Annotated in this window: 29 protein-coding genes and 1 tRNA gene; 19 read left to right on the forward strand and 11 right to left on the reverse strand. The window is 68.1% G+C overall.

What is annotated here, in order from left to right; translation table 11 throughout:
- Positions 1-20 precede the first annotated feature (20 nt).
- Together ACFQPS_RS12385 and ACFQPS_RS12390 are read left to right on the forward strand one after the other, a co-directional pair.
- Entirely contained in the window at positions 21-932 is a 912-nt protein-coding gene (locus ACFQPS_RS12385; RefSeq protein ID WP_377359389.1) for a glycosyltransferase, read from the forward strand.
- The gene (locus ACFQPS_RS12390; RefSeq protein WP_377359390.1) at positions 929-2,674 is read left to right on the forward strand and encodes a hypothetical protein; all 1,746 of its coding nucleotides are present in this window, start codon (positions 929-931) and stop codon (positions 2,672-2,674) included. Before ACFQPS_RS12385 ends, ACFQPS_RS12390 begins: the two co-directional genes overlap by 4 nt.
- 426 nt (positions 2,675-3,100) lie before the next feature.
- Here the strand turns inward: ACFQPS_RS12390 and ACFQPS_RS12395 are convergent.
- A tRNA-Gly gene (locus tag ACFQPS_RS12395) sits at positions 3,101-3,175 on the reverse strand.
- 410 nt (positions 3,176-3,585) lie between these two features.
- Here ACFQPS_RS12395 and ACFQPS_RS12400 point away from each other — a divergent pair.
- The 4 genes from ACFQPS_RS12400 to ACFQPS_RS12415 all read left to right on the forward strand — a co-directional run bounded on the left by ACFQPS_RS12400 (position 3,586) and on the right by ACFQPS_RS12415 (position 5,840).
- Positions 3,586-4,518: a tetratricopeptide repeat protein gene (locus ACFQPS_RS12400; protein WP_377359392.1), complete on the forward strand. Its 933-nt coding sequence runs from the start codon at positions 3,586-3,588 to the stop codon at positions 4,516-4,518.
- Positions 4,515-5,177: an LON peptidase substrate-binding domain-containing protein gene (locus ACFQPS_RS12405; protein WP_377359395.1), complete on the forward strand. Its 663-nt coding sequence runs from the start codon at positions 4,515-4,517 to the stop codon at positions 5,175-5,177. The genes ACFQPS_RS12400 and ACFQPS_RS12405 overlap by 4 nt, the downstream gene beginning before the upstream one ends.
- Positions 5,178-5,247: 70 nt before the next feature.
- Complete coding sequence (locus ACFQPS_RS12410; protein WP_012567663.1) at positions 5,248-5,451, forward strand: Trm112 family protein; 204 nt, start codon at positions 5,248-5,250, stop codon at positions 5,449-5,451.
- Positions 5,452-5,459: 8 nt separating this feature from the next.
- Complete coding sequence (locus tag ACFQPS_RS12415) at positions 5,460-5,840, forward strand: gamma-butyrobetaine hydroxylase family protein (RefSeq protein ID WP_377359398.1); 381 nt, start codon at positions 5,460-5,462, stop codon at positions 5,838-5,840.
- 65 nt (positions 5,841-5,905) lie between these two features.
- Here ACFQPS_RS12415 and ACFQPS_RS12420 read toward each other — a convergent pair whose 3' ends face one another.
- From ACFQPS_RS12420 to ACFQPS_RS12430, 3 genes are all read right to left on the reverse strand, one after another.
- Positions 5,906-7,303 carry a PQQ-dependent sugar dehydrogenase gene (locus ACFQPS_RS12420; RefSeq protein WP_377359400.1) on the reverse strand — a complete coding sequence of 466 codons (1,398 nt, stop codon included), beginning with the start codon at positions 7,301-7,303 and terminating at the stop codon, positions 5,906-5,908.
- A complete protein-coding gene (locus tag ACFQPS_RS12425; RefSeq protein ID WP_377359403.1) occupies positions 7,300-7,758 on the reverse strand; it encodes a DUF2231 domain-containing protein in 459 nt (152 codons plus the stop codon). Before ACFQPS_RS12425 ends, ACFQPS_RS12420 begins: the two co-directional genes overlap by 4 nt.
- 187 nt (positions 7,759-7,945) lie before the next feature.
- Complete coding sequence (locus ACFQPS_RS12430; RefSeq protein WP_012567666.1) at positions 7,946-8,587, reverse strand: MarC family protein; 642 nt, start codon at positions 8,585-8,587, stop codon at positions 7,946-7,948.
- Positions 8,588-8,874: 287 nt separating this feature from the next.
- Between ACFQPS_RS12430 and ACFQPS_RS12435 the strand changes: the two genes are divergently transcribed.
- The 3 genes from ACFQPS_RS12435 (at position 8,875) to ACFQPS_RS12445 (ending at position 11,465) form a co-directional block, all read left to right on the forward strand.
- A complete protein-coding gene (locus ACFQPS_RS12435; RefSeq protein WP_377359405.1) occupies positions 8,875-9,579 on the forward strand; it encodes a CoA transferase subunit A in 705 nt (234 codons plus the stop codon).
- Positions 9,580-9,590: 11 nt separating this feature from the next.
- Positions 9,591-10,262, forward strand: coding sequence for a CoA transferase subunit B (locus tag ACFQPS_RS12440; RefSeq protein WP_377359407.1), 672 nt, complete (start codon positions 9,591-9,593; stop codon positions 10,260-10,262).
- A 141-nt stretch (positions 10,263-10,403) separates the two neighbouring features.
- Complete coding sequence (locus ACFQPS_RS12445) at positions 10,404-11,465, forward strand: lysine-2,3-aminomutase-like protein (protein ID WP_377359409.1); 1,062 nt, start codon at positions 10,404-10,406, stop codon at positions 11,463-11,465.
- A gap of 30 nt (positions 11,466-11,495) precedes the next feature.
- On the opposite strand, the gene ACFQPS_RS12450 is transcribed toward ACFQPS_RS12445, so the two are convergent.
- The 4 genes from ACFQPS_RS12450 to ACFQPS_RS12465 form a co-directional block, all read right to left on the reverse strand.
- The gene (locus tag ACFQPS_RS12450; protein WP_377359410.1) at positions 11,496-12,266 is read right to left on the reverse strand and encodes a DUF599 domain-containing protein; all 771 of its coding nucleotides are present in this window, start codon (positions 12,264-12,266) and stop codon (positions 11,496-11,498) included.
- A gap of 244 nt (positions 12,267-12,510) precedes the next feature.
- On the reverse strand, positions 12,511-13,149 hold the full coding sequence (gene maiA, locus ACFQPS_RS12455; protein WP_377359412.1) for a maleylacetoacetate isomerase: 639 nt from the start codon (positions 13,147-13,149) through the stop codon (positions 12,511-12,513).
- The gene (locus tag ACFQPS_RS12460) at positions 13,146-14,186 is read right to left on the reverse strand and encodes a fumarylacetoacetate hydrolase family protein (protein ID WP_377359414.1); all 1,041 of its coding nucleotides are present in this window, start codon (positions 14,184-14,186) and stop codon (positions 13,146-13,148) included. Before ACFQPS_RS12460 ends, maiA begins: the two co-directional genes overlap by 4 nt.
- Before the next feature lie 12 nt (positions 14,187-14,198).
- Entirely contained in the window at positions 14,199-15,335 is a 1,137-nt protein-coding gene (locus ACFQPS_RS12465) for a homogentisate 1,2-dioxygenase (RefSeq protein WP_377359416.1), read from the reverse strand.
- Positions 15,336-15,558: 223 nt separating this feature from the next.
- Here ACFQPS_RS12465 and ACFQPS_RS12470 point away from each other — a divergent pair, with 223 nt between their 5' ends.
- Together ACFQPS_RS12470 and ACFQPS_RS12475 are read left to right on the forward strand one after the other, a co-directional pair.
- Positions 15,559-15,999 (forward strand): MarR family winged helix-turn-helix transcriptional regulator, encoded by a 441-nt coding sequence (locus tag ACFQPS_RS12470; RefSeq protein ID WP_148213442.1) that lies wholly within the window; start codon positions 15,559-15,561, stop codon positions 15,997-15,999.
- Positions 16,000-16,481: 482 nt separating this feature from the next.
- Positions 16,482-17,501, forward strand: coding sequence for a hypothetical protein (locus tag ACFQPS_RS12475; RefSeq protein WP_377359419.1), 1,020 nt, complete (start codon positions 16,482-16,484; stop codon positions 17,499-17,501).
- 422 nt (positions 17,502-17,923) lie between these two features.
- On the opposite strand, the gene ACFQPS_RS12480 is transcribed toward ACFQPS_RS12475, so the two are convergent.
- Both ACFQPS_RS12480 and pspF read right to left on the reverse strand, forming a co-directional pair.
- Entirely contained in the window at positions 17,924-18,511 is a 588-nt protein-coding gene (locus ACFQPS_RS12480; RefSeq protein WP_377359421.1) for a DUF433 domain-containing protein, read from the reverse strand.
- Between the two features lie 98 nt (positions 18,512-18,609).
- On the reverse strand, positions 18,610-19,734 hold the full coding sequence (gene pspF / locus ACFQPS_RS12485; protein WP_377359423.1) for a phage shock protein operon transcriptional activator: 1,125 nt from the start codon (positions 19,732-19,734) through the stop codon (positions 18,610-18,612).
- Between the two features lie 292 nt (positions 19,735-20,026).
- On the opposite strand from pspF, the gene ACFQPS_RS12490 reads away from it, so the two are divergent.
- From ACFQPS_RS12490 to ACFQPS_RS12515, 6 genes are all read left to right on the forward strand, one after another.
- The gene (locus tag ACFQPS_RS12490) at positions 20,027-20,245 is read left to right on the forward strand and encodes a hypothetical protein (RefSeq protein ID WP_377359425.1); all 219 of its coding nucleotides are present in this window, start codon (positions 20,027-20,029) and stop codon (positions 20,243-20,245) included.
- Between the two features lie 14 nt (positions 20,246-20,259).
- The gene (gene pspA, locus ACFQPS_RS12495) at positions 20,260-20,934 is read left to right on the forward strand and encodes a phage shock protein PspA (RefSeq protein ID WP_377359427.1); all 675 of its coding nucleotides are present in this window, start codon (positions 20,260-20,262) and stop codon (positions 20,932-20,934) included.
- A 36-nt stretch (positions 20,935-20,970) separates the two neighbouring features.
- Positions 20,971-21,201 (forward strand): envelope stress response membrane protein PspB, encoded by a 231-nt coding sequence (pspB, locus tag ACFQPS_RS12500; RefSeq protein ID WP_012567679.1) that lies wholly within the window; start codon positions 20,971-20,973, stop codon positions 21,199-21,201.
- A complete protein-coding gene (pspC, locus tag ACFQPS_RS12505) occupies positions 21,198-21,902 on the forward strand; it encodes an envelope stress response membrane protein PspC (protein WP_377359429.1) in 705 nt (234 codons plus the stop codon). Before pspB ends, pspC begins: the two co-directional genes overlap by 4 nt.
- A 29-nt stretch (positions 21,903-21,931) precedes the next feature.
- A complete protein-coding gene (locus tag ACFQPS_RS12510; protein WP_377359431.1) occupies positions 21,932-22,174 on the forward strand; it encodes a hypothetical protein in 243 nt (80 codons plus the stop codon).
- Between the two features lie 87 nt (positions 22,175-22,261).
- Entirely contained in the window at positions 22,262-22,483 is a 222-nt protein-coding gene (locus ACFQPS_RS12515) for an envelope stress response membrane protein PspB (RefSeq protein WP_377359433.1), read from the forward strand.
- A gap of 90 nt (positions 22,484-22,573) precedes the next feature.
- On the opposite strand, the gene ACFQPS_RS12520 is transcribed toward ACFQPS_RS12515, so the two are convergent.
- Complete coding sequence (locus ACFQPS_RS12520) at positions 22,574-23,008, reverse strand: VOC family protein (RefSeq protein WP_377359435.1); 435 nt, start codon at positions 23,006-23,008, stop codon at positions 22,574-22,576.
- Positions 23,009-23,154: 146 nt separating this feature from the next.
- Here ACFQPS_RS12520 and ACFQPS_RS12525 point away from each other — a divergent pair, with 146 nt between their 5' ends.
- Together ACFQPS_RS12525 and ACFQPS_RS12530 are read left to right on the forward strand one after the other, a co-directional pair.
- Entirely contained in the window at positions 23,155-23,355 is a 201-nt protein-coding gene (locus tag ACFQPS_RS12525) for a polymer-forming cytoskeletal protein (RefSeq protein WP_377359437.1), read from the forward strand.
- Positions 23,356-23,675: 320 nt separating this feature from the next.
- A complete protein-coding gene (locus ACFQPS_RS12530; RefSeq protein WP_377359439.1) occupies positions 23,676-25,133 on the forward strand; it encodes a hypothetical protein in 1,458 nt (485 codons plus the stop codon).
- Positions 25,134-25,390 lie beyond the last annotated feature (257 nt).

The following is a 25,390-nucleotide window of genomic DNA, read 5'->3' on the forward strand; positions in this document are numbered from 1 at the left end:
AGGGCCGAATCGCCCTTGTGGTGCCCGTCTACAACGACGGGACAGCCGCGCGGCGGCTTCTGGAGGAACTTGCCACGGAGGCGCCGGCATCACGGCTGACGGTCCTGCTCGTCGATGACGGATCGGTGGAGGATGCCCCCCGGCCGGAGGATCTGGCCCGCGTCGGGCTGGCGGGCCGCGTGGTGCGCCTGAGGCGCAACGTCGGACATCAGAAGGCGCTCGCCATCGGCCTGGCCGAGGCGTTGCGCGACGAGGGCGTGGCGCTCGTCGCCTTCATGGACGGCGACGGGGAAGACCGCCCCGCCGATCTCCCGCGGCTGCTCGACGCCCTGACCGGGAGCGGGGCGGATATCGCCGTGGCCCAGCGGCAGAAACGCCATGAGACCTGGCTGTTCCTGACCTTCTACACCGTCTACAAGCCGGTGTTCGCGGCGCTGACGGGAAAACGCATCGATTTCGGCAACTTCATCGTGATGACCCGGGCCGCGGCCGAGCGTCTGTCGCTGATGGAAGAGACCACGACGCATGTGGCGGGCGCCGTCCTGGCCTCCCGGCTCCGGCTTGTCCGGGTGAAAAGCGACCGGGGCGTCCGATATGCCGGCGCATCCAAGATGAACTATGTCGCGCTGATCCTGCACGGGCTGAAGTCCGTCATCGTCTTTTCCGAGGATGTGCTGGTGCGGCTCACGATCCTGTTTGCCGGCATCCTGGGCCTGGGCGCCCTGGCCCTGGTCGTCGCCCTCGGCTCCAAGCTTTCCGGGCTCGCCACGCCGGGGTGGCTGACCCTGGTGGTTGGCTTCGTTCTGGTCGGCTGCGCACAGGCCGGCATCCTGGTCTTCATGGCGCTGATGACGGTCATCAGCGCACGACGCACCAACAACGTCACCCCCGTCGAACTGGCGGGCCTGCTTTCGTCGCGGGACGCACGATGACCGGGGCGCGCGTCCGGGATCTCCTGCCTGTGGCGGTCGGGGCGGTTCTCGTCGCCCTGTGGGGATGGCTGACCTGGGACTGGTGGTTCCCCGTCCCGTTCTGGGACATGGTCAACGTCCTGCGGTTCCTGGACCGCATCGACGGCGTCTTCAATCCCGCCCTCTTCTTCACCTTCGTCGACAACGAGCATCGGCCCGTCTTCCCGATGGCGCTGTTCTATGTCGACACCTATCTGCTGGGGGCGACGGGGCGGCCGCTGGTGGCCGCCTCCTGGCTGTGCGCCTTCGTCACGGCGCTGATCTTCTGGCGTGCGGCGGCGGAGCGGCTCGGCGACCGCGCCCGGGCGTCGGGCCTGCTGCTGCTCGGCATGCTGGCGCTCCTGTTCGGGCTGGTCCACTTCGAGAACCTGTTCTGGAGCAAGCAGACCCACGTCTACCTGTCGCTGCTGGCATCGGCGGCGGCCATGCGGCTGGCCACGCGGGACGATCCCGGCGCCCGCCGCGGCATCGTCAGCGCCCGTGCCGGTGGCACTGCCGGCCTGCTGTTCGTGGGCAGCTTCAGCTTCCTCTATGGAGTGGTGGCCTGGGCGCCGGTTCTGGCCTTCCAGCTTCTCAGCCGCCGGCACCGGACCGATCTGGCGGTGACGGTGCCGGCCTTCCTGCTCACCGTCGCGCTCTATGCCGCCACCTGGACCTGGATCGAGGGGCATGATTCCCCCTTCCGGACGCTGCTCGATCCGCTGGGGCTGCTGGCGTATGCGCTCGACCTCGTGTCCGGTCCGCTGACCATGGCCCTGTCCGCCTTCCTTCCGATGGAGCGGGCGAACCTGATCGCCGTGACGGCCGTGGTCCTGCTGACGGCGGCCGGGGTGGCGGGGCTGCCGCCGATCCGCGGCCGTCTGGGCCGCAGGCGGCCGGAGACGGCCGGGCGCGGGACTGCGTTGCCGGCGACCGACTCCTTCCTGCTGCTGGTCATGGCGCACATGCTCCTGATCGGTCTGGTGACGGGCCTCGGGCGCCTGCATGTGACGCCGGGAGAGACGTCGCGGTATCAGATCTGCGGCGCGTTGTTCCTGATCGCCGCCGTCGGACTGACGGTGCGTGCGCGCCCCACGGCAGCGACGGTGGCGGCCCTTGCCCTGGCGGCCATCGGTGCCGCGGGCAGCTACGCGGCCTTTCCCCAGGCCAAGGCCCTGGTCTTCAAGGTCGAGAACGGGGCGATGGCCTTTGCCCTGGGCGTCGATACCGATCCGGTGTCCGACCAGATCTTCCCCGTCCACCAGATGCTGGCGGACATCCGGAAGCGGATGGCGGAGCAGGGGATACGGCCTTGGCAGGTGCCGGCTGTCGACCGCATCGGCGGCCCGCTGCCGGAAGCTGCGGACCCTGCCCGATGCGTCGGATCGGTGGAGTCCGTCACCGACCTGCCCGGCGCTCCCCAGCCGTTCCGCCGCGTCATGGGCTGGGCGTTGGAGCGCCGGGACACCGGTTACGAGACCCCGCGGCTGATGGTCTTCACCGACGCAGACGGGCGCATCACGGGTCTGGGGACGGTCGGCATCCGCAGGGATGAGATCTCGGCGGAAATCCGGCTCGGCCGGCTGGCCCGTCGGGTGAGCGATGCCGGATATCCAGGCTTCATCGGGTATCTGCCCAAGGACGCGGATGGCGGGCCCGAAACCGTCCAGGCCTGGGCGATCCTGCACGATGGCAGCGCCTGTCCGCTGACCGGCGGGCGCTGAGCCCCCCATGATTCCCGCCCGATGAAACCCTGACGCCCGCGATAGCTTCACCCGCATCGTATCCGGCTGGTCCATGCATCCCGCCGCGCGCTGCTCGTGCTCGCCCAGGCGGGTGGCACGGAGCGCAGGCGCTGGCCGTGCCGGAAACCATCACGCTGCTGCCGCTGCCGCCCTACGGTCCCGAGTCGGACCCGCCGAGTGCACCTGACCGGCCCCATCGGATGTCGATGGCGCGGAGACTGGTGCGGCGGGGAACTGGCGAGGACCGGCAGTTTTCCGGCCCCCCCTCGGCCCGGCGCTCGCATCCCAGCGGGCCGTGGCGTGCCCGGGGGCACCCCGGCGCAGGCGGCTTGCTGCGTCCCCGGGCTCATCCGCAAAAGCAAAAGGGCCCGGCGTTGGCGCGGGCCCTTTTTGCTTGTCTGAGACTGGAGCGGGCGAAGGGATTCGAACCCTCGACCCCAACCTTGGCAAGGTTGTGCTCTACCCCTGAGCTACGCCCGCGTTCCGTCTCGATCCCGACGCTGCGCCCGTGCCTTCCGGCCCGGGTCCCGCCCGACCGTCCGCATCGCCTTGGTTCCGTTGCCGTTACCGCCGCTTCGCGTCCGGCCGTCGGGGGTGCGCCCCGTCGGTGAGCGCGGACTATACTCATCCGCCGACGGCATGCAAGCGGTTTGTTGCAGAAAAAATCGGGGCCGTTGGCGAGGGGGGGCGGAGCGGACTATATAAGCGCGCGGACCGGCGGTTGACGCCGGGCCCGGCGACAGCGCGCGCCTCCCACGGGGGCGGGCGCCCGAGCCCAAGACCGAACCGTCCACCCGAGCGTCCCCCCGACCGGACCAACCAGACGGGCCAGCCGACCGGGCCGACCAACCAGGCCGAAACGACAGGCCACGCAACCAAGGACGAGGACCATGCAGCCCAGCTTCCCCGCCACCCCCGCGCCGAAGCCGACCGTCCCCGGCGACATCATCAAGGACGGCAGCGACGCCACCTTCATGGCCGACGTCATCGAGGCGTCGCGCACGGTGCCGGTCCTGGTCGATTTCTGGGCGACGTGGTGCGGCCCCTGCAAGCAGCTCGGGCCCGCGCTGGAGAAGGTGGTGACGGCGGCCAAGGGCGCCGTCCGGCTGGTCAAGATCGACACCGACAAGAACCCGATGGTGGCGGGCCAGCTCCGCATCCAGTCGATTCCCGCCGTCTACGCCTTCTACCAGGGCCGGCCGGTGGACGGATTCGTCGGCGCCCTGCCCGAATCGCAGCTCAAGCAGTTCGTGGACCGGCTGGTGCAGGCGACCGGCGCCGCCGCCCCGGCGGCCGACGACATCGCCACCGTCCTGGAGGAGGCGAAGCAGATCCTGGACCAGGGCGACGCGGAGGGGGCCGCCGCCGTCTACAACGAGGTGCTCCAGGCCGAGCCGGAGAACGCCGTCGCCTATGCCGGGCTGGTCCGCTGCCTGCTGGCGGTGGGGCAGACCGACGATGCGCGCAAGCTGATCGAGGGCGCCCCCGCCGCCATCGCCAGGTCGCCGGAACTGGCCGGGCTGAAGAGCCAGCTCGACCTGGCCGAGCAGGCCCGGCAGGCCGGCCCGATCCCCGAGCTGATGAACCGTCTGGCGCGCGACCCCGACGACCACCAGACCCGCTACGATCTGGCCCTGGCGCTCCATGCCGCGGGCAAGTCCGAGGCGGCGGTGGAGGCGCTGCTGGAGATCGTGAAGCGCGACCGCGAATGGAACGATCAGGCCGCCCGGAAGCAGCTCCTCAAATTTTTTGAGGCTTTCGGCCCCACGGACAAGCTGACGGTCATGGCCCGGCGGAAATTGTCCTCTATCTTATTTTCATGACCCTGAACCCCTTCGATCCGACCTTCGAGTCGCTGCCGCAGAGCATCCCCGTCTTCCCCTTGACGGGGGTGCTTCTGCTCCCCCGCGGCAAGCTGCCCCTGAACATCTTCGAGCCGCGCTATCTTGCCATGACGCAGGACGCGCTGGCCGCCGACCGGATGATCGGGATGATCCAGCCGGCCGACCCGGCGGACCGCTGCCGCAACCCCGGCCTGCTGGATGTGGGCTGCGCCGGCCGCATCACCTCCTTCTCGGAGACCGACGACGGCCGCTTCCTGCTCAGCCTGACCGGCGTCTGCCGGTTCCTGGTGAAGGAGGAGGTGCCGACCACCCGCGGCTACCGCCGCGTGGTGCCGGACTGGACGCCCTTCGCGCTGGACCTGACGGAGGATGCCTGCCAGTGCATCGACCGGCCGCGGCTGACCTCGGCGCTGCGGACCTTCTTCCAGCAGAACGGCATGCAGGCCAACTGGGACGCCATCGAGAGCACGCCCGACGAGCGGCTGGTCACCACCCTGTCCATGATCTGCCCGTTCGGACCGCGGGAGAAGCAGGCCCTGCTGGAGGTGGCGGACCTGCCCCAGCGCGCCGACATGCTGCTTGCATTGATCGAGATGGCGGTGCACGACAGGCGCGACGGCGAGGCGGCCCGGCACTGAGGCCGGCCGCCTGGCCGTCGCCGTACCGTTCTTCCGCACCGTCCCTCAGCATCGACAAGGAGTTCCCGCCATGGCCGACGCCGCCAAGGTTGACCCCAAGCTGCTGGAGATCCTGGTCTGCCCGCTGACCAAGGGTCCGCTGCGCTACGACGCCGACCGCCAGGAACTGGTCAGCGACCAGGCCAAGCTGGCCTATCCGATCCGCGACGGCATCCCGATCATGCTGGTGGACGAGGCACGCCCGCTGGACGGCGCCCCGGCCCGCGCCGGCTGAGCCCCGCCATGGCGGAGGGCGGCAGCCGCCCCTGGCCGACGGAGATCCGCCTGAAGGCGGCGGAGCGGACCCTGCTGGTCGCCTTCGACGACGGCAGCCGCTTCGCCCTGCCGGCGGAGCTGCTGCGGGTGGAGAGCCCCTCGGCCGAGGTGCAGGGGCACGGCCCCGGCCAGAAGACGCTGGTGGCCGGCAAGGCCGGGGTCGGCATCGCGTCGCTGGAGCCGGTCGGCAATTATGCCGTCCGAATCGTCTTCGACGACGGGCACGATACCGGCCTGTTCACCTGGAGCTATCTGCACGAGCTGGGCACCCGGCAGGACGCGCTGTGGTCCGCCTATCTCGCCGCCCTGGAGCGCGCCGGCCTCCGCCGCGACCCGCGGGGGCGATAGGGACGGGAGCGGCGGCCGGCCGCTCCCCTCGCCTCCTTCTTGCAGGTCCTGTCAGGCAGGCCCCGTCAGTACGGGGTGGCGCTCCCGCCAGCGGGCGTTTCCCCGGCAGACGTTTCCCCGGCAGACGTCTCCCCGACGGACGCCTGGCCGGCCGGCCCCGCGGCGACGGGCGAGCTGCCCGCCGGCGCCATGCGCCAGATGGTGTTCGACAGATCGTCGGCCACGATCAGCGCCCCGCGCGGATCGACGGTGACGCCGACCGGCCGGCCGCGCGTCATGCCGTCCTCGCTGCGGAATCCCGTCACGGCATCGACCGGCGGGCCGGCGGGCCGCCCGTCCCGGAACGGCACGAACACCACCTTGTAGCCGGAGGGCTCGTCACGGTTCCAACTGCCGTGCTCGCCCACGAACGCGCCTTCGGCGAACGGGGCACCCAGGGCGGGCGTGGAGAAGGCCAGCCCCAGCGGCGCCACATGCGAGCCGAGCGAATAGTCCGGCCGGATCGCCGCGGCGACCTTCTCCGGGTCCTGCGGCCGCACCCGCGTGTCCACCGTCTGGCCCCAGTAGCTGTAGGGCCAGCCATAGAAGCCGCCCTCGCGGACCGAGGTGAGGTAGTCGGGGACGAGGTTCGGGCCAAGCTCGTCGCGCTCGTTCACCACCGCCCACAGGGCGCCGGTGTCCGGCTGGATGGAGAGGGCGGTGGGGTTGCGCAGGCCGGTGGCATAGGGCCGGTGCGCCCCCGTCTCCGCATCCACCTCCCAGATCATGGCGCGGTCCACCTCGGCCACCATCCCGCGCTCGGTGATGTTGCTGTTGGAGCCGATGCCGACATAGAGGAAGCGGCCGTCCGGTCCGGCGGCCAGCGCCTTGGTCCAGTGGTGGTTGATCTCCGACGGCAGGGCGGTGACCGTCTCCGGCGGCCCCTCCGCCCGCGTCTGCCCCTCGCGGTAGGGGAAGCGCACCAGGGCGTCCTGGTTGGCGACATAGAGCCGGTCCTCCACCAGGGCCAGCCCGTAGGGGGCGTTCAGGCCGTCGGCGAAGACGGTCTGCATCTCGTACTCGCCGTCGCCGTCGCCGTCCCGCAGCAGGGTCAGGCGGTTGCCGCTGTCGACGGAGGTCGTTCCCTTCGCCTTGATGACGCCGGCGATGATGTCCTTGGGCCGCAGGGCCGGTGCGTTGCCGCCCCGCCCTTCCGCGACCAGGATGTCGCCATTGGGGAGCACCAGGGTCTGGCGCGGGATGCCCAGCCCGGTGGCGATCGGGGTGATGGTGTAGCCGTCCGGCACGGTCGGCCGCTGGCTGCCCCAGGCGGCGGGTTCGGCGATGTTCATGCTTGGCAGCAGGCCGCGCTGCGGCTCTGGCAACTGCGGATCGGTGCCATAGGCCGGGGGCGGCGGATCGCCGTCACAGGCGGTCAGCAGGGCGAGGAGGGCGACGGCGGTCGGCAGGGCGAAGCGGGTCATTCCAGTCCTCCCGTATGCAGGCCGGCCGAATGCAGGCCGGCCGCGCGCAGGCTGGAGAAGCCGGTCCCGGTCGCCAGCACGGCGAGCAGGGTGACGATCGCCGAGAGCACCAGCCCTTCCGGCATGGTCCCCCAGGCATCCCGCGCATGGATGAGCGCGTTGGCGAAGCCGAGCGCGAAGGTGGCGAGAAGCAGCAGGAAATAGACCAGCGCCCGCTGGCGGTGCCGGCCCGCCCGGACCAGATCGACCAGCGCCCAGAGGAGCGCCAGCCCCGTGAAGACCATGGCTCCGGCGATCAGCCAGGAGGCGAAGTTGCTCCACTGAATCTGGAAGGTGCTGGCATAGGCGATGTCGCTGAGCAGGCCGCCCAGGAACAGGGGCACGGTGGCGGCGAGCAGGGCCGCATGCAGGGGCTGGATCGCCCGCACCGGCCGTCGGTCGACGATGGCTGTCACGGCGTCTTCTCCTCGCCCGGTCAGACCGCGCGCCGCTCCGCCGGAGGCGTGGCGGACGGGGCCGGCGTGCCGGAGCCTGTCGGGTTCCCGGGTACTGAATGCCCGGGCGCGGCGGTTGTTCCGCCCGCGCCGGCCCGATGGGCCCGAGGATGTGAGGAGAAGATCCGCCGCCGACGGCGGACGGACCTCAGCGGTGCAGCACGCCGCTTTCGATCAGCCCGTCGATGACGAACTGGCAGGCCAGCGCCGCCAGCAGGATGCCGAGCACGCGGTTGACCACGTTGATGCCGGTCACGCCCATGAAGCGGCTGACCTCGGCCGCGAACAGCAGCACGACCAGAGTCAGCGCCAGCACCGCCGCCAGCACGCCCAGCACCACCGCCTGCGAGGCGAGGTCGCCCGAGGCGCGGCCCATCAGCAGCACGACCGAGGTCATGGCGCCGGGTCCGGCGATCAGCGGGATGCCCAGCGGGAAGACGGAGATGTCGGCATCGTGCATCACCTTGTCCTGCGCCTCCGCCCGTTCGTCGGGGGTGGCGCGGATGCCGCTCTCCCGCGCGAACACCATCTCGATGGCCAGCAGCAGCAGCAGGATGCCGCCGGCGATGCGGAAGGCGCCGACGCCGATGCCCAGCGCCTTCAGCAGCCCCTCCCCCACCAGGGCGAAGACGAACAGCAGGCCGGCACCGATCAGCACGCCCTTCACCGCCATCCGCCGGCGCACGGAATGCTCCATGCCCGCGGTCAGTCCGGCGAAGACGGGACCCAGGCCGATCGGGTCGATGGTGACGAGGAAGGCGACAGCGGTGGCGAGGATCAGATCGGTCATGGTCGCACGGGCCGGGCGCACGGGACGGAAGGTCCTGGCGCGGTCGGAATCGGGTCGCGGGAAATCGGAGGATGACCTAACGCATCGCGCGCGCCGGGTCCATGGCCGGTGCATCATGGCCGGGATGCGGACATGGGGTTCCGGCCCGGCCGGTCAGGTCTGACCGGCTGGCGGACCGACCTGAAAACCGATTCGATTTTCGCCCCCGTCGGTTGACAGTCTTCCGGCCCCGCTCTAAGAGCAGATGCGACACCTGACACCCCGGGAACGGAGGCCGAAGGACTGCCATGATCAAGAAGGTCCATCCCGACGCCGTCGCCGCCCTGGCCGGCCTGCTGCGCGACGACATGACCATCATGGCCGGCGGCTTCGGCCTCTGCGGCATCCCGGAGACGCTGATCGACGCGATCCGCCAGTCCGGCGTGACGGGGCTGACCGTCATCTCCAACAATGCGGGCGTGGACGGCTTCGGCCTGGGCGTGCTGCTGGAGACCCGGCAGATCCGCAAGATGGTCAGCAGCTATGTCGGGGAGAACAAGCTGTTCGCCCAGCAGTACCTGTCCGGCGAGCTGGAGCTGGAGTTCAATCCCCAGGGCACCCTGGCCGAGCGCATCCGCGCCGGCGGGGCGGGCATCCCGGCCTTCTACACGAAGACCGGCGTCGGCACGATCGTGGCCGAGGGCAAGGAGATCCGGGAGTTCGACGGCGAGCGCTACGTCATGGAGCGCGGGCTGGTCGCCGACCTTGCCATCGTCAAGGCCTGGATCGGGGATACCGAGGGCAACCTCGTCTACCGGAAGACGGCGCGGAACTTCAATCCGATGATGGCCACCGCCGGCAAGGTCACCGTGGCCGAGGTGGAGAGGCTGGTGCAGCCCGGGGAGATCGACCCCGACCATATCCACACCCCCGGCATCTACGTGCAGCGCATCGTCCAGGGGGCCGCCTACGAGAAGCGCATCGAACAGCGCACCGTCCGCAAGCGCGCCTGAGGGAGGACCGAATGGCTTGGACCCGTGAGGAGATGGCCGCCCGCGCCGCCCGCGAGCTGCGCGACGGCTTCTACGTCAACCTGGGCATCGGCATCCCGACCCTGGTGGTCAACTTCATCCCCGAGGGCATGAAGGTGACCTTGCAGAGCGAGAACGGCATGCTGGGCATGGGCCCCTTCCCCTTCGAGGGGGAGGAGGACCCCGACCTGATCAACGCCGGCAAGCAGACGATCACCGAACTGCCCTATTCCAGCTATTTCAGCTCGGCCGACAGCTTCGCCATGATCCGCGGCGGCCATATCGACCTGTCAGTGCTGGGCGCCATGCAGGTGGCGGAGAACGGCGACCTCGCCAACTGGATGATCCCTGGCAAGATGGTCAAGGGCATGGGCGGCGCCATGGACCTGGTGGCCGGGGTCAAGAAGGTCGTCGTGGTGATGGAGCACAGCGCCCGCGACAAGGCCACCGGCAAGGACGAGCCCAAGCTGCTGCACCGCTGCACCCTGCCGCTGACGGGGGCGCGGGTGGTGGACATGGTCATCACCGACCTGGGCGTCTTCACCATCGACAAGAAGGGCGACGGCGGCATGACCCTGGTGGAGACGGCGCCCGGCTGCACGCTGGAGGAAATCCGCAGCAAGACCGAGGCGACCTTCGCCGTCGCCCCGTCGGCCGGCGGCTGACGCTTCCCGCCCGACCGGCCCCGCCGGCATGGCCCCTGCCGGCATGGCCCCTGCCGGCATGCCCGCTGCCTGCATACCCCCTGCCCGCCCGCCCCTCCCGGCTTGACAGCGGCGGGGCGGCGGGGGCCTATCGGCGGCATCATGCCGCGTGACCGGATCAGACCCGCCCGCACCCTCCGCAGCCCCGGCGCCCTGGCCGATGCCGGCCTCGTGCCGGACGACGGCCGCCTGCCCGCACTGGAGGAGGTGGCCCGCCGCTTCGCCGTGGCCGTCACCCCGGCCGTGGCCGAGCTGGTGGACCCGGCCGACCCCGCCGACCCGGTGGCCCGCCAGTTCCTGCCCGACCCGGCGGAGCTGGAGACCCGCCCGGAGGAACTGGCCGACCCGATCGGGGACGCCCCCTTCTCCCCGGTGAAGGGGATCGTCCACCGCTACCGCGACCGCGTGCTGCTGAAGCCGGTCCACACCTGCCCCGTCTACTGCCGCTTCTGCTTCCGGCGGGAGATGGTCGGCCCCGGTGCCGAGACTCTGGACGGGGCCGAGCTGGACGCCGCCCTGGACTACATCGCCGCCCGGCCGGAGATCTGGGAGGTGATCCTGACGGGCGGCGACCCGCTGATCCTGTCGCCCCGCCGGCTGGCGGAGATCGTGGCGCGGCTGGACGCCATCCCCCATGTCGGCATCGTGCGTCTGCACAGCCGTGTGCCCGTCGTCGATCCCGAGCGGGTGACGGCGGAGCTGGTGGCCGCCCTGCGCGGCCGGCGCGTCACCACCTGGGTGATGCTGCACGCCAACCACTGGAAGGAGCTGACGGAGGAAGCCCGCGCCGCCATCGCCCGGCTGGTCGATGCCGGCATCCCGATGCTGTCCCAGTCGGTGCTGCTGAAGGGCGTCAACGACGATGTGGAGACGCTGGCCCGCACCTTCCGCGCCCTGGTCGCGGCCCGGGTCAAGCCGCACTACCTGCACCAGGGCGATCTGGCCAAGGGCACGGCGCATTTCCGCACCACCGTCGCCGAGGGGCAGGCCCTGATGCGGGCCCTGCGCGGCGACGTCTCCGGCCTGTGCCAGCCGACCTACGTGCTGGACATCCCCGGCGGCCACGGCAAGGTGCCGCTGACGCCGACCCACGCCGAACCGGACGGGACGGGCGGCTGGACCGTCACCGATCCCCGCGGCGGCCGGCACCCCTACCGGGGGTAGGGCACCGCCGCGGACGCAGGATCCCTGCCGTCACGCCGGCAGGGTCGGCCCGCCGCCGCGCGGCGCCACGATGCCGGAGAAGACCGCCACCGTGCGGGCGGTGCCGGAGACGAACTGGCGCCAGAGCAGCAGCGCGAAGACGCCCAGGGTGAAGGCCATGAAGGGCACCGGCCCGGCCAGCCAGCCGAGCGAGGCGAGCGCGTAGTAGTAGCAGCGCAGCCCGCCGTTGAAGCTGCGCACCGACAGCGACAGCACGGTCGCCGCCTCGTCCGCCAGTTGCTCCGCCGTGGCCGCGTCCACCCGCACCGTGCCCACCATGTCCGCATCCGCCGCGGCCCGCCCGATGCCGACCGGGGACGCGCCCAGCAGCGCCACCGTGTAGTTGAACTGCCGCAGCGACCAGGTGAAGTTGAAGAAGGCCAGGATGAAGACGGCGATCTGCAACAGCACCTTCAGCTCGAACAGGTGCCGGCTGGTCGCCACGGTGAAGCCCAGCTCCGTCACCACCCGGTGCGCGTCGTCCGCCGCGGCCAGCACGCCCAGCAGCCCGGCCAGCAGCAGCACGGAGGTGGAGGCGAAGAAGCTGGCCGAGCCGATCAGATGGCCCAGCAGCATGCTGTCCATCATCCGGTTCTCGCGCAGCAGCATGTTCCGCATCCAGGCCCGGCGGACCTGATGCATGCGCCGGTTCAGGCTCTTCAGGCCGGACAGGTGGCGGTCCACCAGCAGCCCGTGCAGGGCCCAGGTGCCGGCGAAGCAGCCGAGCGCCAGGAGGTCGAGCGGGGTCAGGTCGAAGGGCATGGGCGGGCGCTCGGGCGGCAGACGGTCTGGAGAAGACGGTCGGGAGAAGGGATCGGAGGAATGGGGGGAGGCTGCGGCGATCGGCAGCAGCCCGGATGGTGCCGCAACCCGCCCCCCTCGGTCCACCCCCGGCGGCACGCCCCTGCCCCGCGTGCCGCCAAGGCCCCGCGTGCCGCCAAGGCTGCGCGTGCCGCCAAGGCTCCGCGTGCCGCCCCTGCGCGGCTGCCGGGACCCCGCCCGTGCCTTACACCGCGTCCGGCTGGTTCTCCGGCGCCGCATCCCGGAAGGCCGGCAGATCCCGGCAGTGCGCGTCGATGCGCAGCAGGGTCGGGCAGGCGTCCAGGTCGCAGTCGAAGCGGCGGGCGTTGAAGAGCTGCGGCACCAGGCAGACATCCGCCAGGGTCGGCGCGTCGCCGAAGCAGCAGCGGCCGGCCATGGGCGCCACCATCGTCTCCAGCGCCGCCAGCGCGCTTTCGATCCAGTGCCGGATCCAGGCGTTCACCTTGTCGTCCGGCTGGCCCAGGGTGCGGCGGAGATAGGTCAGGACCCGCAGATTGTTGATCGGGTGGATGTCGCAGGCGATGGCGAGCGCGACCGCCCGCACCCGGGCCCGGTCCAGCGCCGCGGCCGGCAGCAGCGGCGGCTCGGGGTGCGTCTCCTCCAGATATTCCAGGATGGCGAGCGACTGGGTCAGGAGCTGGCCCCCGTCCTCCAGCGCCGGCAGCAGCCCCTGCGGGTTGAGCGCCAGATAGTCCGGGCTGCGGTGCTGGCCGCCGTCCTTGACCAGATGGATGCAGGCCGCCTCCCAGGCGATGCCCTTGAGGTTCAGGGCGATCCGCACCCGGTAGGCGGCGGAGGACCGGAAATAGGTGTAGAGCTTCATCGCCCGCCCGCTGTCCCGCCGTCACAGGGCGCCACCGTCTGGTCGATGGCGCCGAAGATGCTGCGGCCGTCCGCGTCCAGCATCTCGATCCGCACGCGGTCGCCGAAGCGCAGGAAGGGCGTCCGCGACCGGCCTTCCCGCAGCATCTCCACCGTGCGGATTTCGGCAAGGCAGGAATAGCCGCAGCCCCCCTCCGCGATCGGGCGGCCGGGGCCGCCATCGGGGTCGCGGTTGGAGACGGTGCCGGACCCGATGATGCTGCCGGCGCAGAGCGGCCGGGTCTTCGCCGCGTGCGCGACCAGCCGGCCGAAATCGAAGGTCATGTCCGTGCCGGCGTCCGGCCGGCCGAAGGGCTGGCCGTTGATCCAGGACAGCAGCGGCCGGTGCAGCTTCCCCTCGCGCCAGTCCGCGCCCAGCGCGTCCGGCGTCACGGCGAGGGGGCTGAAGGCGCTGGACGGCTTGGACTGGAAGAAGCCGAAGCCCTTGGCCAGTTCCCCCGGGATCAGGCCGCGCAGGGAGACGTCGTTGACCAGCATGACCAGGGCGATCCGGTCCAGCGCCGCCGCCGGGTCGATCCCCATGGGCACGTCGGTGGTGACGACCGCCACCTCCGCCTCCAGGTCGATGCCCCAGCCCTCGTCCGCCGCCAGGATCGGGTCGCGCGGGCCGAGGAAGCTGTCGCTGCCGCCCTGGTACATCAGCGGGTCGGTCCAGAAGCTGTCCGGCAGGTCCGCCCCGCGCGCCTTGCGCACCAGCGCCACATGGTTGACGTAGGCCGAGCCGTCCGCCCACTGGAAGGCGCGCGGCAGCGGGCTGTGGCAGGCCGCCGGATCGAAGGGCATGACGCCCTCGACGGGGCCGCCCTCCTCCAGCCCGGCGGCGATGTCCTCCAGCCGCGGCCGCACCTCGGCCCAGCGGTCCAGGGCCTCCTGCATGGTGCGGGCGACGGCGGGCACGGGGGCGCAGCGGGAAAGGTCGCGGCTGACCACCACCAGGGTGCCGTCGCGGCCGCCGGCCTTGAGCGATGCGAGTTTCATGGGGTCCGGTCCTCAGGGCGTGCGCCAGCTTTCGGCATAGGCGGCCAGTTCCACCGCTTCCAGGCCGGGGGCGACCTCCAGCGCGTCGCGGGTGTCCAGCATGACGGCATATTCGTCCGTCGCTTCCTTGCTCTGCCGGAACGCCCGGGCCAGCGCCTTCGGGTGCGGCCCGTGGGTAAAGCCGCAGGGGTGGAAGGTCAGCATCCCGGCCTTGATGTTGTCGCGGCTGAAGAAGTCGCCCGCATGGTAGAACAGCACCTCGTCATAATCGTCGTTGTTGTGGAAGAACGGCACCTTGAGCGCACCCTCGTCCGTCTCGAACGGCCGCGGGGTGAAGGTGCAGACGACGAAGCGGTCGGCCACGAAGGTGGTGTGGGCGCTGGGCGGCAGGTGGTAGCGGTGGCTCATCAGCGGCCGGATGTCCCGCACGTTCAGCCGCACCGGCGCCAGATCGCCCTTCCAGCCCACCGCGTCCAGCGGGTTGAAGGGATAGCTGACGGTGGACAGCCGGCCGCCCCGCTTCACCGCCACCCGCCAGACGCCGTCCGGACCGGCATGGTCCTGCTGGGCCAGGAAGGCATCGTCGATGGCGGGGGTGTCCAGCACGGCCGGGTCGAACACGGCATGCGGCCCGACCATGCCGCGGTCGGGAAGCTGGTAGGTCGATCCCGTCGCCTCGATCAGCAGCGCCGTCACCGGCCGGTGCGGCACCAGCCGCCACATCGTCCCCCGCGGCAGCACGACATAGTCACCCGCCTCCACCGCCAGATGCCCGTAGTCGCAGAACAGGTCGCCCGCCCCCTGGTGGACGAAGACCAGTTCGTCCCCGTCGCCGTTGCGGACCAGATGGTCCATGGCGGTGTCGCACTGCCAGATGCGCAGGGCCGTGTGGGCGTTCGACAGCACGGGCCGCGCCTGCCAGGGACCGGCCGCGGCGGGCAGGTCCCGCACCAGGTCGAAGGCGCGCGGGCGCAGCGGCCCCTCCCAGCCCAGCCAGCCGGTGGGCGGGTGGCGGTGGTACATGTGGGTGGCGGGGCCGAAGAACCCCTCCTTGCCGATCTCGCGCTCATAGGTGCCCGGCGGCAGGTCGGCGTGCGCCTGACGCGACGCCGTGCCTTCGGTCCGGGGGAACGGGATGTAGCGGCGCATGGCGTTTCCTGCGGGTGGTGCCTGCTGGCGTTTCGTTTGGGCGTTTCGTTTGGGCGTTTCGTGCTGGCGTCTTCTGCCCGGGGGCGGTCGAGGGGGCGGGGCGGGCCGCACCCGGCCGTCCGCCGGATGGTCGTTTCATCTGGAACGATATTAGGGCGACAATGTTGCGCTTGCAACGATGCCGGGGCCGCGCCACCGTCCGACAACGCAGAATGGCGGTCCCATGCTTCAGCTCGACAGTTTCATCCCCTACCGCATCAACGTCCTGGCGAAGCGGATCAGCAAGGCGCTCGCCACCCGCTACCAGGAACAGTTCGGGATCAGCGTCCCGGAATGGCGGGTGCTGGCGATCCTGGGGCGTGAGCAGCCGCTCAGCTCCAACGACCTTGTCGAGCGCAGCCAGATGGACAAGGCGAAGGTCAGCCGCGCCGTGGCGGCGCTGGTGGACCGCGGCTTCCTGTCCCGTGCCGTGCACCCCGACGACCAGCGCCTGTTGCAGCTCCGCTTCACGGCGGCGGGCCGGGCGCTCTATGAGCGGATCGCGCCCCTGGCGCTGGCCTGGCAGCAGCAGCTCCTGGACGCACTGCCGCCCGACGACCGCGCCGCCCTGACCCGGCTGATCGACCGGATGGAGGAGCGGCTGCGGGAGATGGACGGGGTCTGACGCCCCCCGTCCGGGGACCCAGGTAAAACCATGGCCCAACATCATCCCGTCCGCCTGATCCGGAAGATGGTCCACGTCCCGACCGGCGAACGCAGACACACCGACGACGGCTGGCTGGACACCATGCCGATGACGAGTTCGTCCGCGCCCGGCGGCTTGCCAGCGCGGCGCGGAACTCGGGCGGCTCGGAATGGGCTCGCGCGTCCTGCGGACACCCGGCCTTCATCCCGGCACCATCTCCCGGGGCTGCGTCGCTTCCGACATTTCGCCGGGGCGCCCGCCGACTGCCCGTGGCACCACGACGACGGCTTCGACTCAGATGGGATACTTGTCAGATGGGATACTTGCCGCCCTGTTCCCCGAGGCCGCCATCAAGCAGCCCTGGCCTCCGCAGGCCGCACTGAAACGCCTTCGCGCGCGGGATGCGCATCCCACGGGCTCGACCTGAACAAGTTCAACACTTTCATGAGCGAGAAGAAATAATGATCCGCTTTTTGACCGAGAAACAGGTTCCTGACGTTGTCGAAGAGCTGCTCACCAACAATAACGAGGCATGCTTTGCTGTCGCTTTCTGGGGCAAGGGCGCGAAGAAAGCGCTTGGCATCAAGGCCGGGATGAAAGGGCACCTGAAAATTATCTGCAACCTGAAAAGTGGCGCGTGCAATCCAGACGAGGTAAGGGCGCTCATGATGTGCGCAGAAGTAAGGATGCACCCGCAGCTTCACGCGAAGATCTATTGGACACCCAGCGCTGTCGTTGTGGGGTCTTCCAATGCCTCGACCAATGGGTTGGTCGTAGAGGATTCTGGCCTCAAGGGATGGCTCGAAGGAAACCTGCTCACCGACGATGGCGACGTTCTCCGCAACATCAAGGCGCATCTCGAAGCCATGTGGAAGGAAGCCAAAGAGATAAGTCCAGACGACCTCGCGATTGCGCAAGCGCAATGGGACGAGCGCACCAAGTTGCGCCCTCCCCTCCAGCCGGTATCACGCCGGAGCTTGCTGGCAGCTTATCGGGAAGTTCCCAGCGACCCGCGCTGGAAGAAGGTCAAGCTAGTGGTTTACCGCCAAGGACTGGATACCCAGTCCCAACAAACCCTAAAAGCCTTTAAGGAGGATACACAGAACAAGAAATCCAATAAAAAAGATAAACTGAACATTAAAAACGCCTGGGGCTACCAAGGATTTGACGGTAAATTTAAAAAAGAAGATTGGATAATTGATATTGACGCGCGCAATCCAGACAAGCCAATAGTTTTTGGTTGCGCGGAAATTGGGAGCAGACTTATCAAAATTAGCCAGGAAAATAATTCCCCACTGCACATAGCTTTCCGCTCCCCAAATATCTCACTTCCAGGGCTTGGATCCTTCAAACTGACCCCCGCCGAAAAGGATGAGTTGTGCAGTCATGTTCATCGCTTCATGAGCGACGAAAAAATGGAAGATTACCCTGATGGGCGCGTCCTTTGCCTGCCGGAGGCCATGCAGATCATTGACGCCTAGGTCCTGTCCAAAAAGGGGAGACGGTTTCTGGGTTGGCCTGTTGATGGGAGATGACGTGACCTGAACTGAGCAACAAGCAGTTCGAGCGGCCGCCGGTGTTGCTGCCGCCGGAGCGGCCCCGGACAGGGGCCTCGCTCGAGACCGGACCGCATCGTTGCCGACCCTGCCTATTCGGCGCGGCCGATCCGGCTCTCCCTACGCCGCCGCGGCATCGGCGCGGTGATCCCGCAGCCGAGCAGTCAGCGTCCCGCCGCGCTGATGGACCGGGGGGCCTGTCGCCTCCGAAACTCATTGAGCGCCTCGTCGGCCGCCTCAAGCATTTCCGCCGTATCACCACCCGTTACGGAAAGCTCGCAGCCAACTACCTCGCCATGGCCGAGATCGCCTCCATTCGGCTCATGCTGCGGGGTTGAGAACAGGACCTACTCCGCCGGGCCGCCGCGGCTGGGCCGGCCCCGGCGGGGGTGGAGTTCGTCATAGAGCAGGGCCATCTCCACCATCTCCTCCGTCAGACCGGGGAAGGCGGCAAGCACGGCCCGGCGGTCGGCGCCGTCGCGCACCAGGACGGCCACCTGACGCACGGGCACACGGGTCCCGCGGAAGACCGGCGCCCCGGTGCGGCCATCGGCCCGCGCCACGACGATCAGCTCGCGCAGCCGGCGCAGCCGGTCGATCCGGTCCTGCACCGTGCGGGCCAGCTCGCGCAGCCGGACCCGGGTGACGACGAAATCGTCCGCGACCTCCACATCCGCAATGTCGGCCAGACTGCGCGCCTCGCGCAGGGTCCGCTGCACGGCCTGCTGCGCCGCCTCCTTCAGGTGGGCGGGATAGGATTTGAGCGCCTCGCGCACGGCGATGATGACGGTGCGGACGATGTCCAGCTCGCGCCGGCGCGGCGCACTGGCCACGCTTTCCACCGCATGCTCGTCGAACGCCTTGGCGATGTGCTCATGGCTGACGCCGGAGACGAAGGCCGCCTCGCGCACCGTCAACCTCACCGTGGGCAGCATGGCCTCCCCCGACGCCTTGCCGTCTTTCTGGAGGACCAGTTAACCCAGGGCGGGGGTCGGGCTTGAAGCGGGCGGATTGCCGCGCCGGCGGCGGCGGGTCACGCCTCCTCCCGCTCGGCCTCCTCGTCCTCCCCGACCGCGCGGGGGCCGGAGCGGCGCTCCAGCAGCTCGTATTTGCGCAGATAGCCGCGGAACTGGTGGTAGTTCAACCCCAGGTCGGCGGCGGCGCGCTTCTGGTGGAACTGGTTGCGCTCCAGCGCCGTGCGCAGCAGCGCCTTCTCGAAATCCGCCACCTTGCCCAGGAAGTCGCAGGCCCCGCCATCCGCAGGCCAGAGCCGCTCCACCCCGTCGCCGGGAGCGGGGGGCTGGGCGACGGTGACGGGAGTCGCGCCCGGGGGCGTCGCCGGCGCCGTGTCGTAGATCGCCATCTGCGTCGGCCGCCAGGGCGACTTGAAGGGATCGAAGACGATCTCCTCGATCGCCCGGTCGCTCTCCGGCGCCCGGTAGACGGCGCGCTCCACCACGTTCTTCAGCTCGCGCACGTTGCCCGGCCAGGGATAGGCCAGCAGGCGCTGCTGCGCATGCGGCGCGAAGCCGGGGAAGAAGGGCTTGCCCAGCTCCTTCACCATGGCGACGGCGAAATGCTCGGCCAGGATCGGGATGTCCTCCGGCCGGGCGCGCAGCGGCGGGATAGTCAGCACATCGAAGCAGAGCCGGTCCAGCAGGTCGGCGCGGAACTTCCCCTCGTCCGCCAGCCTGGGCAGGTCGGCATTCGTCGCCCCAACCACCCGCACGTCCACCGACAGGGTCTGGGTGCCACCGACCCGCTCGAACTCCCCGTACTCGATGATGCGCAGGATCTTCTCCTGCACCCGCAGGCTGGCGGTGGCGATCTCGTCCAGGAACAGGGTGCCGCCGTCGGCCAGCTCGAAGCGGCCGACATGGCGCTTCTGCGCGCCGGTGAAGGCGCCGGCCTCGTGGCCGAACAGCTCCGTCTCCAGCAGCGTCTCCGACAGCGCCGCGCAGTTCAGCTTGATGAAGGGCCGGTCCCAGCGGGGCGACAGGTAGTGCAGGCGCGCCGCCACCAGCTCCTTGCCGGTGCCGCGCTCCCCGATCACCAGGGTCGGACGGTTCAGGGCCGCGGCCTGGGAGACATGCTCCATCAGTGCCGTGAAGGCGGGGGCCTGGCCGATCAGGGACGGCGGGCTGGCGGCGGCGGGCATGCGTCCCCCTTTGAGCACTGGCCCCGGATGGAAGACCCCGGGGCCGTTCCGGGCGGTCGCCCACCGCTTCCCCGGAGGCGGAGAAGCGGAATTGGCGTGATCGGCGACCGAGTGGCGAGAACCGCCAAGGAATGGTCCGGATGCTAAACCCGGCCGCCGGGACGGTCAAGACCGATCGCGGTATCCGCCTTGATTCCCAAGGATTTCCGGCGGCCGGGGGGAGTTGGCATGGCGCTTGCTGATATGTCCCCGACCGGAAGCAGACGTTCTCTCACGAAGGGGGACAGTGACGATGACAGACCAGACCTTCCAGACCGGACACCTCCCACGGACGGAGACGTTCGGTCGGGAAATCCGGTGCGAGCGCGCCCCGGCCACGGGCTTCTTCGCCCGGCCGACCGACGGTGTGCTGCGGACCCTCTACGAGGATTTCCGCGCCGTGCCGGTGGAGGCCTGGATCATCCTTGCGGTCGCCACCGTGATGAGCAACCTTTTCATCGCCCTTGCCTGAAGGAGACCCGTGACATGGGCATCTTTTCCCGTCTCGGCGACATCGTGAATTCCAACATCAACTCCATCCTGGATCGCGCCGAAGATCCGGAGAAGCTGATCCGCCTGATCATCCAGGAGATGGAGGACACCCTCGTCGAGGTGCGTTCCTCCGCCGTGAAGACCGTCGCGGAGAAGAAGGAGCTGGAGCGCAAGCTGGCCGACCTGCGGCGCGAGTCGGAGGACTGGCAGCGCAAGGCCGAGTTCGCCCTGAGCAAGGACCGCGACGACCTGGCCAAGGGGGCCCTGGTCGCCAAGGCCAAGCTGGCCGAGGCCGCCGAGTCCATGGCGACGGAGCTGGCCCGGCTGGACGAGGCCCTGTCCAAGACCAACGAGGACATCGGGCAGCTTCAGCAGAAGCTGGCCGACGCCAAGGCCCGCGAGAAGGCCCTGGTCGCCCGCCACAAGACGGCGACGAACCAGCTCAAGGTCCGCACCCAGCTCTATGACAACCGCATCACCGACGCCTTCACCCGCTTCGAGCAGGTCGAGCGCAATCTCGACGTGCTGGAGGGCAAGGCCGAAGTGATGGCGATGGGCCAGAAGAAGAGCCTGGCCGACGAGATCGCGGAACTCGAAGCCGACTCCAAGGTCGAGTCGGAGCTGCAAGCGCTGAAGGCGAGGCTGGCGGCGAAGACCCAACCGGAGTAATTGGCGTGGCGGGTTCGACCCAAGAGGGGGCTCAAGATGCCTGAAGGCGCATTTGTCGTGGCGGTGGCGTTCCTGACCATCGTCGCCCCGATCTGGATCATCTTCCACTACGTCACCAAGTGGCGCATCGCCAAGACGCTCTCGGCCGACGACGAGAAGATGCTGGCCGATCTCTGGCACAGCGCGGCGCAGATGGAGGACCGGATCCGGTCGCTGGAGAAGATCCTCGATGCCGAGGCACCGGGCTGGAGGGCCAAGGCACCATGAGCGATCCTTATGACAGGGGTGGCGGCCCGCCGCCCTTCCGCAAGCACCGCTACAGCAGCATGCGCGGCCGTGGCGGCCGCCCGGGGTTCGACTGGGAGCGCGATCTCCTGGGCAAGGACCCCGGGCAGAGCTGGAGCGAGTATCTCGGTCTGGGCGGCGTCGGGGCGTCCCGGGGGGGCAAGGACCCGTGGACGGATCAGTGGACAGGCAACCGGGGGGCGGGAACGGGCCCCGACCCCGGTGTCGATCCCCGCGACGCGGCCCGCCACCCGGCCAGGGAGGGGGCTTCCATGCCACAGATGGACCCGATGTTCCGGTCGCCCAACCCGCACCGGCTCTACCGCAACACCAAGGACGGCAAGCTGGCCGGCGTCTGCGCCGGGATTTCCGACTACATCAATGTCGATGCCTGGATCGTCCGGCTGGGACTGCTGCTGGGCCTGCCCTTCTTCTTCTTCCCGATCGTGGCCGGCTATGTCGTGCTCTGGGTCGTGCTGAAGGAGCGGCCGTCCCACCTCTATGAAAGCCAGGAGGAGGAGCGGTTCTGGCGCTCGGTCACGACCCGGCCCGACCAGACCCTGGCGGGGCTGAAGACCAAGTTCCGCGAGCTGGACCGGCAGATCGGCAGCATGGAGACCTATGTGGCCTCCCGCGAGTACGATCTGCACCGCCAGTTCAGGGACCTCGAAAAGAAGAAGTGACGCGGGTTCCGCCCGCGGATGGAGGGGCCATGACCACCGGACATCTGATCGCGATCGTCGCCCTGCTGATCCCCATCGTGAGCATCGTCACGTCGCACATGCGGCGCTGGCAGAAACTGGAGATCAAGGCGGCACAGCGCGAGGTCGAGCTGCGCCGCCGCTTCCGGGTGTTCGACGAGCTGGAGCGCCGCGTGGCCGACATCGAACGCCACGTCACCAGCAAGGAGTACCAGCTCGACCGCGAGATCGGCCGTCTGGCCGGGCGCCCCTGAGCCGGCCTCCCTGAAGTGGCCCCCCGGGCCGGGCGCCCCCGATCCTCATTCCCCACACCCCCGACCTGATGCCTGACGGAGTCCGACATGTTGAGCGGTGGTCAACTCGTTGCACTGTTCGCCCTGGCGATCCCCATCGTCGCCATCGTCATGAACCACATGACCGGCTGGCGGAAGGCGAAGGCCCAGGGCCTGTCCGAAGGGGCGGCAGCCGAGCTTGCCGCCCGCGCCAGCGGCCTGGAAGAGCGGGTCGGGCAGCTTGAACGCATCCTGGACGCCGAAAGCCCCGGCTGGCGGGCGCGGCACTGACACCCGCCCCCGGCGTGGGCGCGCTGCGCGGGCGCCCCGCATGGACTCCCCCCGTCAGACCCGGACCCGGGACTTCAGCGGTTCTGGGCTTCAGCGGATCGGCGAGGCCAGCGCCCAGGTCACCCCGAACGGGTCGCGGAGCTGTCCGTAACGGTCGCCCCAGACCATGTCCTGAAGCGGCATCACCTCCGTCATCCCCGCCCCCACGGCGCGGTCCCACCAGACCTGCACATCGTCCACGGCGAGCAGCAGGGTGAAGCCCTGGGCCGGCTGCTGCGGGTAGCCCTGCTCCGGATAGGGATCGCTCAGCATGACCGAGCCGCCGTTGATCAGCATGTGGACATGCATGGTCCGGCCCTTCTGATCGGCGGCCCGGATGGCCCGCTGTTCCGCCCCCAGGGCGCGGCCGTAGAAGGCGGCCGCCTCGATGGCGCCGTCCACCTGGAGATAGGGAACCACCCCGCCTTCGATGGCCGGCCGGTCCTCCGGCGCGGGGGTCTGCACGGCGTTGGCCTGCGCGTTCATCTCTCGCTCTCCTCCCATGCCGCGGCACAGCCCCGCGGCCCACGCGGGAAACGCCGCCGGCCCCTGCTGCGTTCCGGCGGGAGCGGGAAAGGAACGTCGCTCGGGATGAGAGCCCATACACCGGGTCGCGCTGAGGCGAACAGGGCGTGAAACGAACGGGCGGCCAGGGCACCGCGAAGGTCGAGAGCATGCGGGTGCAGGGCCGGGCCAGCGGCACCATCGAGGTGTCGGGCACCCTCTCCATCGGGGAGACGGGTCTGGTGGACGGCACCGTCCGCTACGGCCGCATCAGCATCGCCGACGGCGGCAGCGTCACCGGCACCCTGCAATCGGGCCCGGCGCAGTAAGGACCGCCCGCGCGGCGGCCGCCCCTGAGGGGAGCGGCCGTCGGAAGCATAGCGCAGGCGTGGAACAGCAGAAGCGGACGGCGCCGGGCACTCCCGGCAGCCGTCCGCTTTTCTGTTTTCGGGGGGACGAGATAGCAGACCCGGACCGGGTTCATCAGATAGGAACCAGCCGCGCAGAGCACGACGAGGAGGTTTGGCGCTCTTCGCATTATCGGTATATTTTCCTGAAATTTACGCTCAATTAACTTGTCGACATACTAAGATTCGCCCAAAATAGGTTACCGCTTTTGCCAGAAACCCAAGGAGCAAGGGGGAGTGCCATGTTACCTTTTGCAACCGAATTTCCAATTTCGAACAAAATTAACCGTGAAATCTTCGTGAACGAGGCAATTACGTGGCTCCAAGGAATAAAAGGAAGCACTGTACTGAGCTCTAATTCCGAACAAGATTTTGATATAGAAAACGCCACTATCCGCTCCAATTCTGGAGAAGAGTTTCGGCTTCGTGAGTTAAAAATTGAAAACTCTTGGGAGGCTATCGGTTTTCGTCACGACAACCCAGATAACCTGGGCAGAGTGTGGAGAACTGAGGCTGTTCTAAAACGACGCGCATCAATAGATAGTCAGCATCTCGTCCGCATTAGAACCCAGTGTATTGCCAGGACACCGGATGCCCATCTAGAAATCCCACGAAAGCCATACTTCATAAAAACCTTGATAAAAAACAATTTTGGCGGAATGGATCTAAATTTAAAAATTACCGATTCTCCAATCTGGCTTGATGAATCAGAGGAATGCATTGAAACAGCTCGCGCAGCAACGCTAGGTGCCGCAACTGAATTTTTGCCTGTTGTTTATATATCAGCAAAAAATGACGGGGGATGGCTTCTCAATGAAAAAGAGATTGAAAGATTAGCATTTGATCTAGGCGGAGTGGCTCATGTTTTGGTTGAACCAAGTCGCATGTTTTCATTTCTCCTGCGAGACAAATGCGAAGGGCAAAATTACTACGGCGGAGCAGTTGGTATTATTATACCTGGTAAGGGAACAATTCGACGCCTCCTTGGCGGGTGGCAGTTTCAGAATTCCGGTGAACTATCAAATTCTATCAAAAGGACAGTAATAGATCTACGTGGGCGCATGCCTGCGATTGGTTGGGATTGGACAGAGCTGCAAGAGCAAACTCTTCGCTTGCAGCGCGACCGCGATCGACATCGCCTTACCGCCGAGGAAAGTGAACGTTTATACGAGGAAGAAATAGAAAACTTGAAGGATGAAATTTTAGAACTGAGGCAGCAAATAGAAGCTTGCCAAATCCCCGAGATTTCAAGCGCCGACCAAAACCCTATTACATCGGACAATATTGTACGCATATTAGGGCCGGAAATATACAATGGCGAGATAATGGACAGACTAAGATTTCTCGCAAGGGTCACGCAAAATTCTAATTCATCTATAGATATTGACGATCGATCAAAGATAATATTCAAAATACTACTAGAAAGAATTTCCACCTCTCCGGCGCTTGATGAACTTAGGCAGGATCTTGATCGCGCAACAAAAAATCCCAAGAGGGTATCTGATGAATTGACGTCACTGCTTAGTCGTCATGGCTATAGAAAGAAAAACGAGAACAAGCATATAAGAATGGAGGCGGCCGATCAATTTGAGGGGCTCGCCTCCATTACAGTTCCAAAAACACCCAGCGACACCAGAGGTCTGACGAATCTCCGAAAAGAGATCGAACGGAAACTTGGAATTACAAGACTACACGATTAGATGTCCGTCAGAAGCAGACGAACCCGCATCCCGCCTGAACCGCCCCACCGCCCTGCGGACGGGGCGGGCGGTGTCCGGGTGTGGAATTGCGGGGGCGGGCGGGGCTGCCTACACTCAAGGAGAACCCGGCAGCGAACCGGGCGGCGGCGGGCGGTGTCCCGTCGGCCATGAAGCAGAAGCAGAAACACAGAAACAAAAACAGAAACAAAAACAGAACCAGAAGCGGACCGCCGGGCACGATCCCGGGACGTAATCCC

It is taken from the genome of Rhodocista pekingensis (assembly GCF_042665545.1).
Taxonomy (GTDB): domain Bacteria; phylum Pseudomonadota; class Alphaproteobacteria; order Azospirillales; family Azospirillaceae; genus Rhodocista; species Rhodocista pekingensis.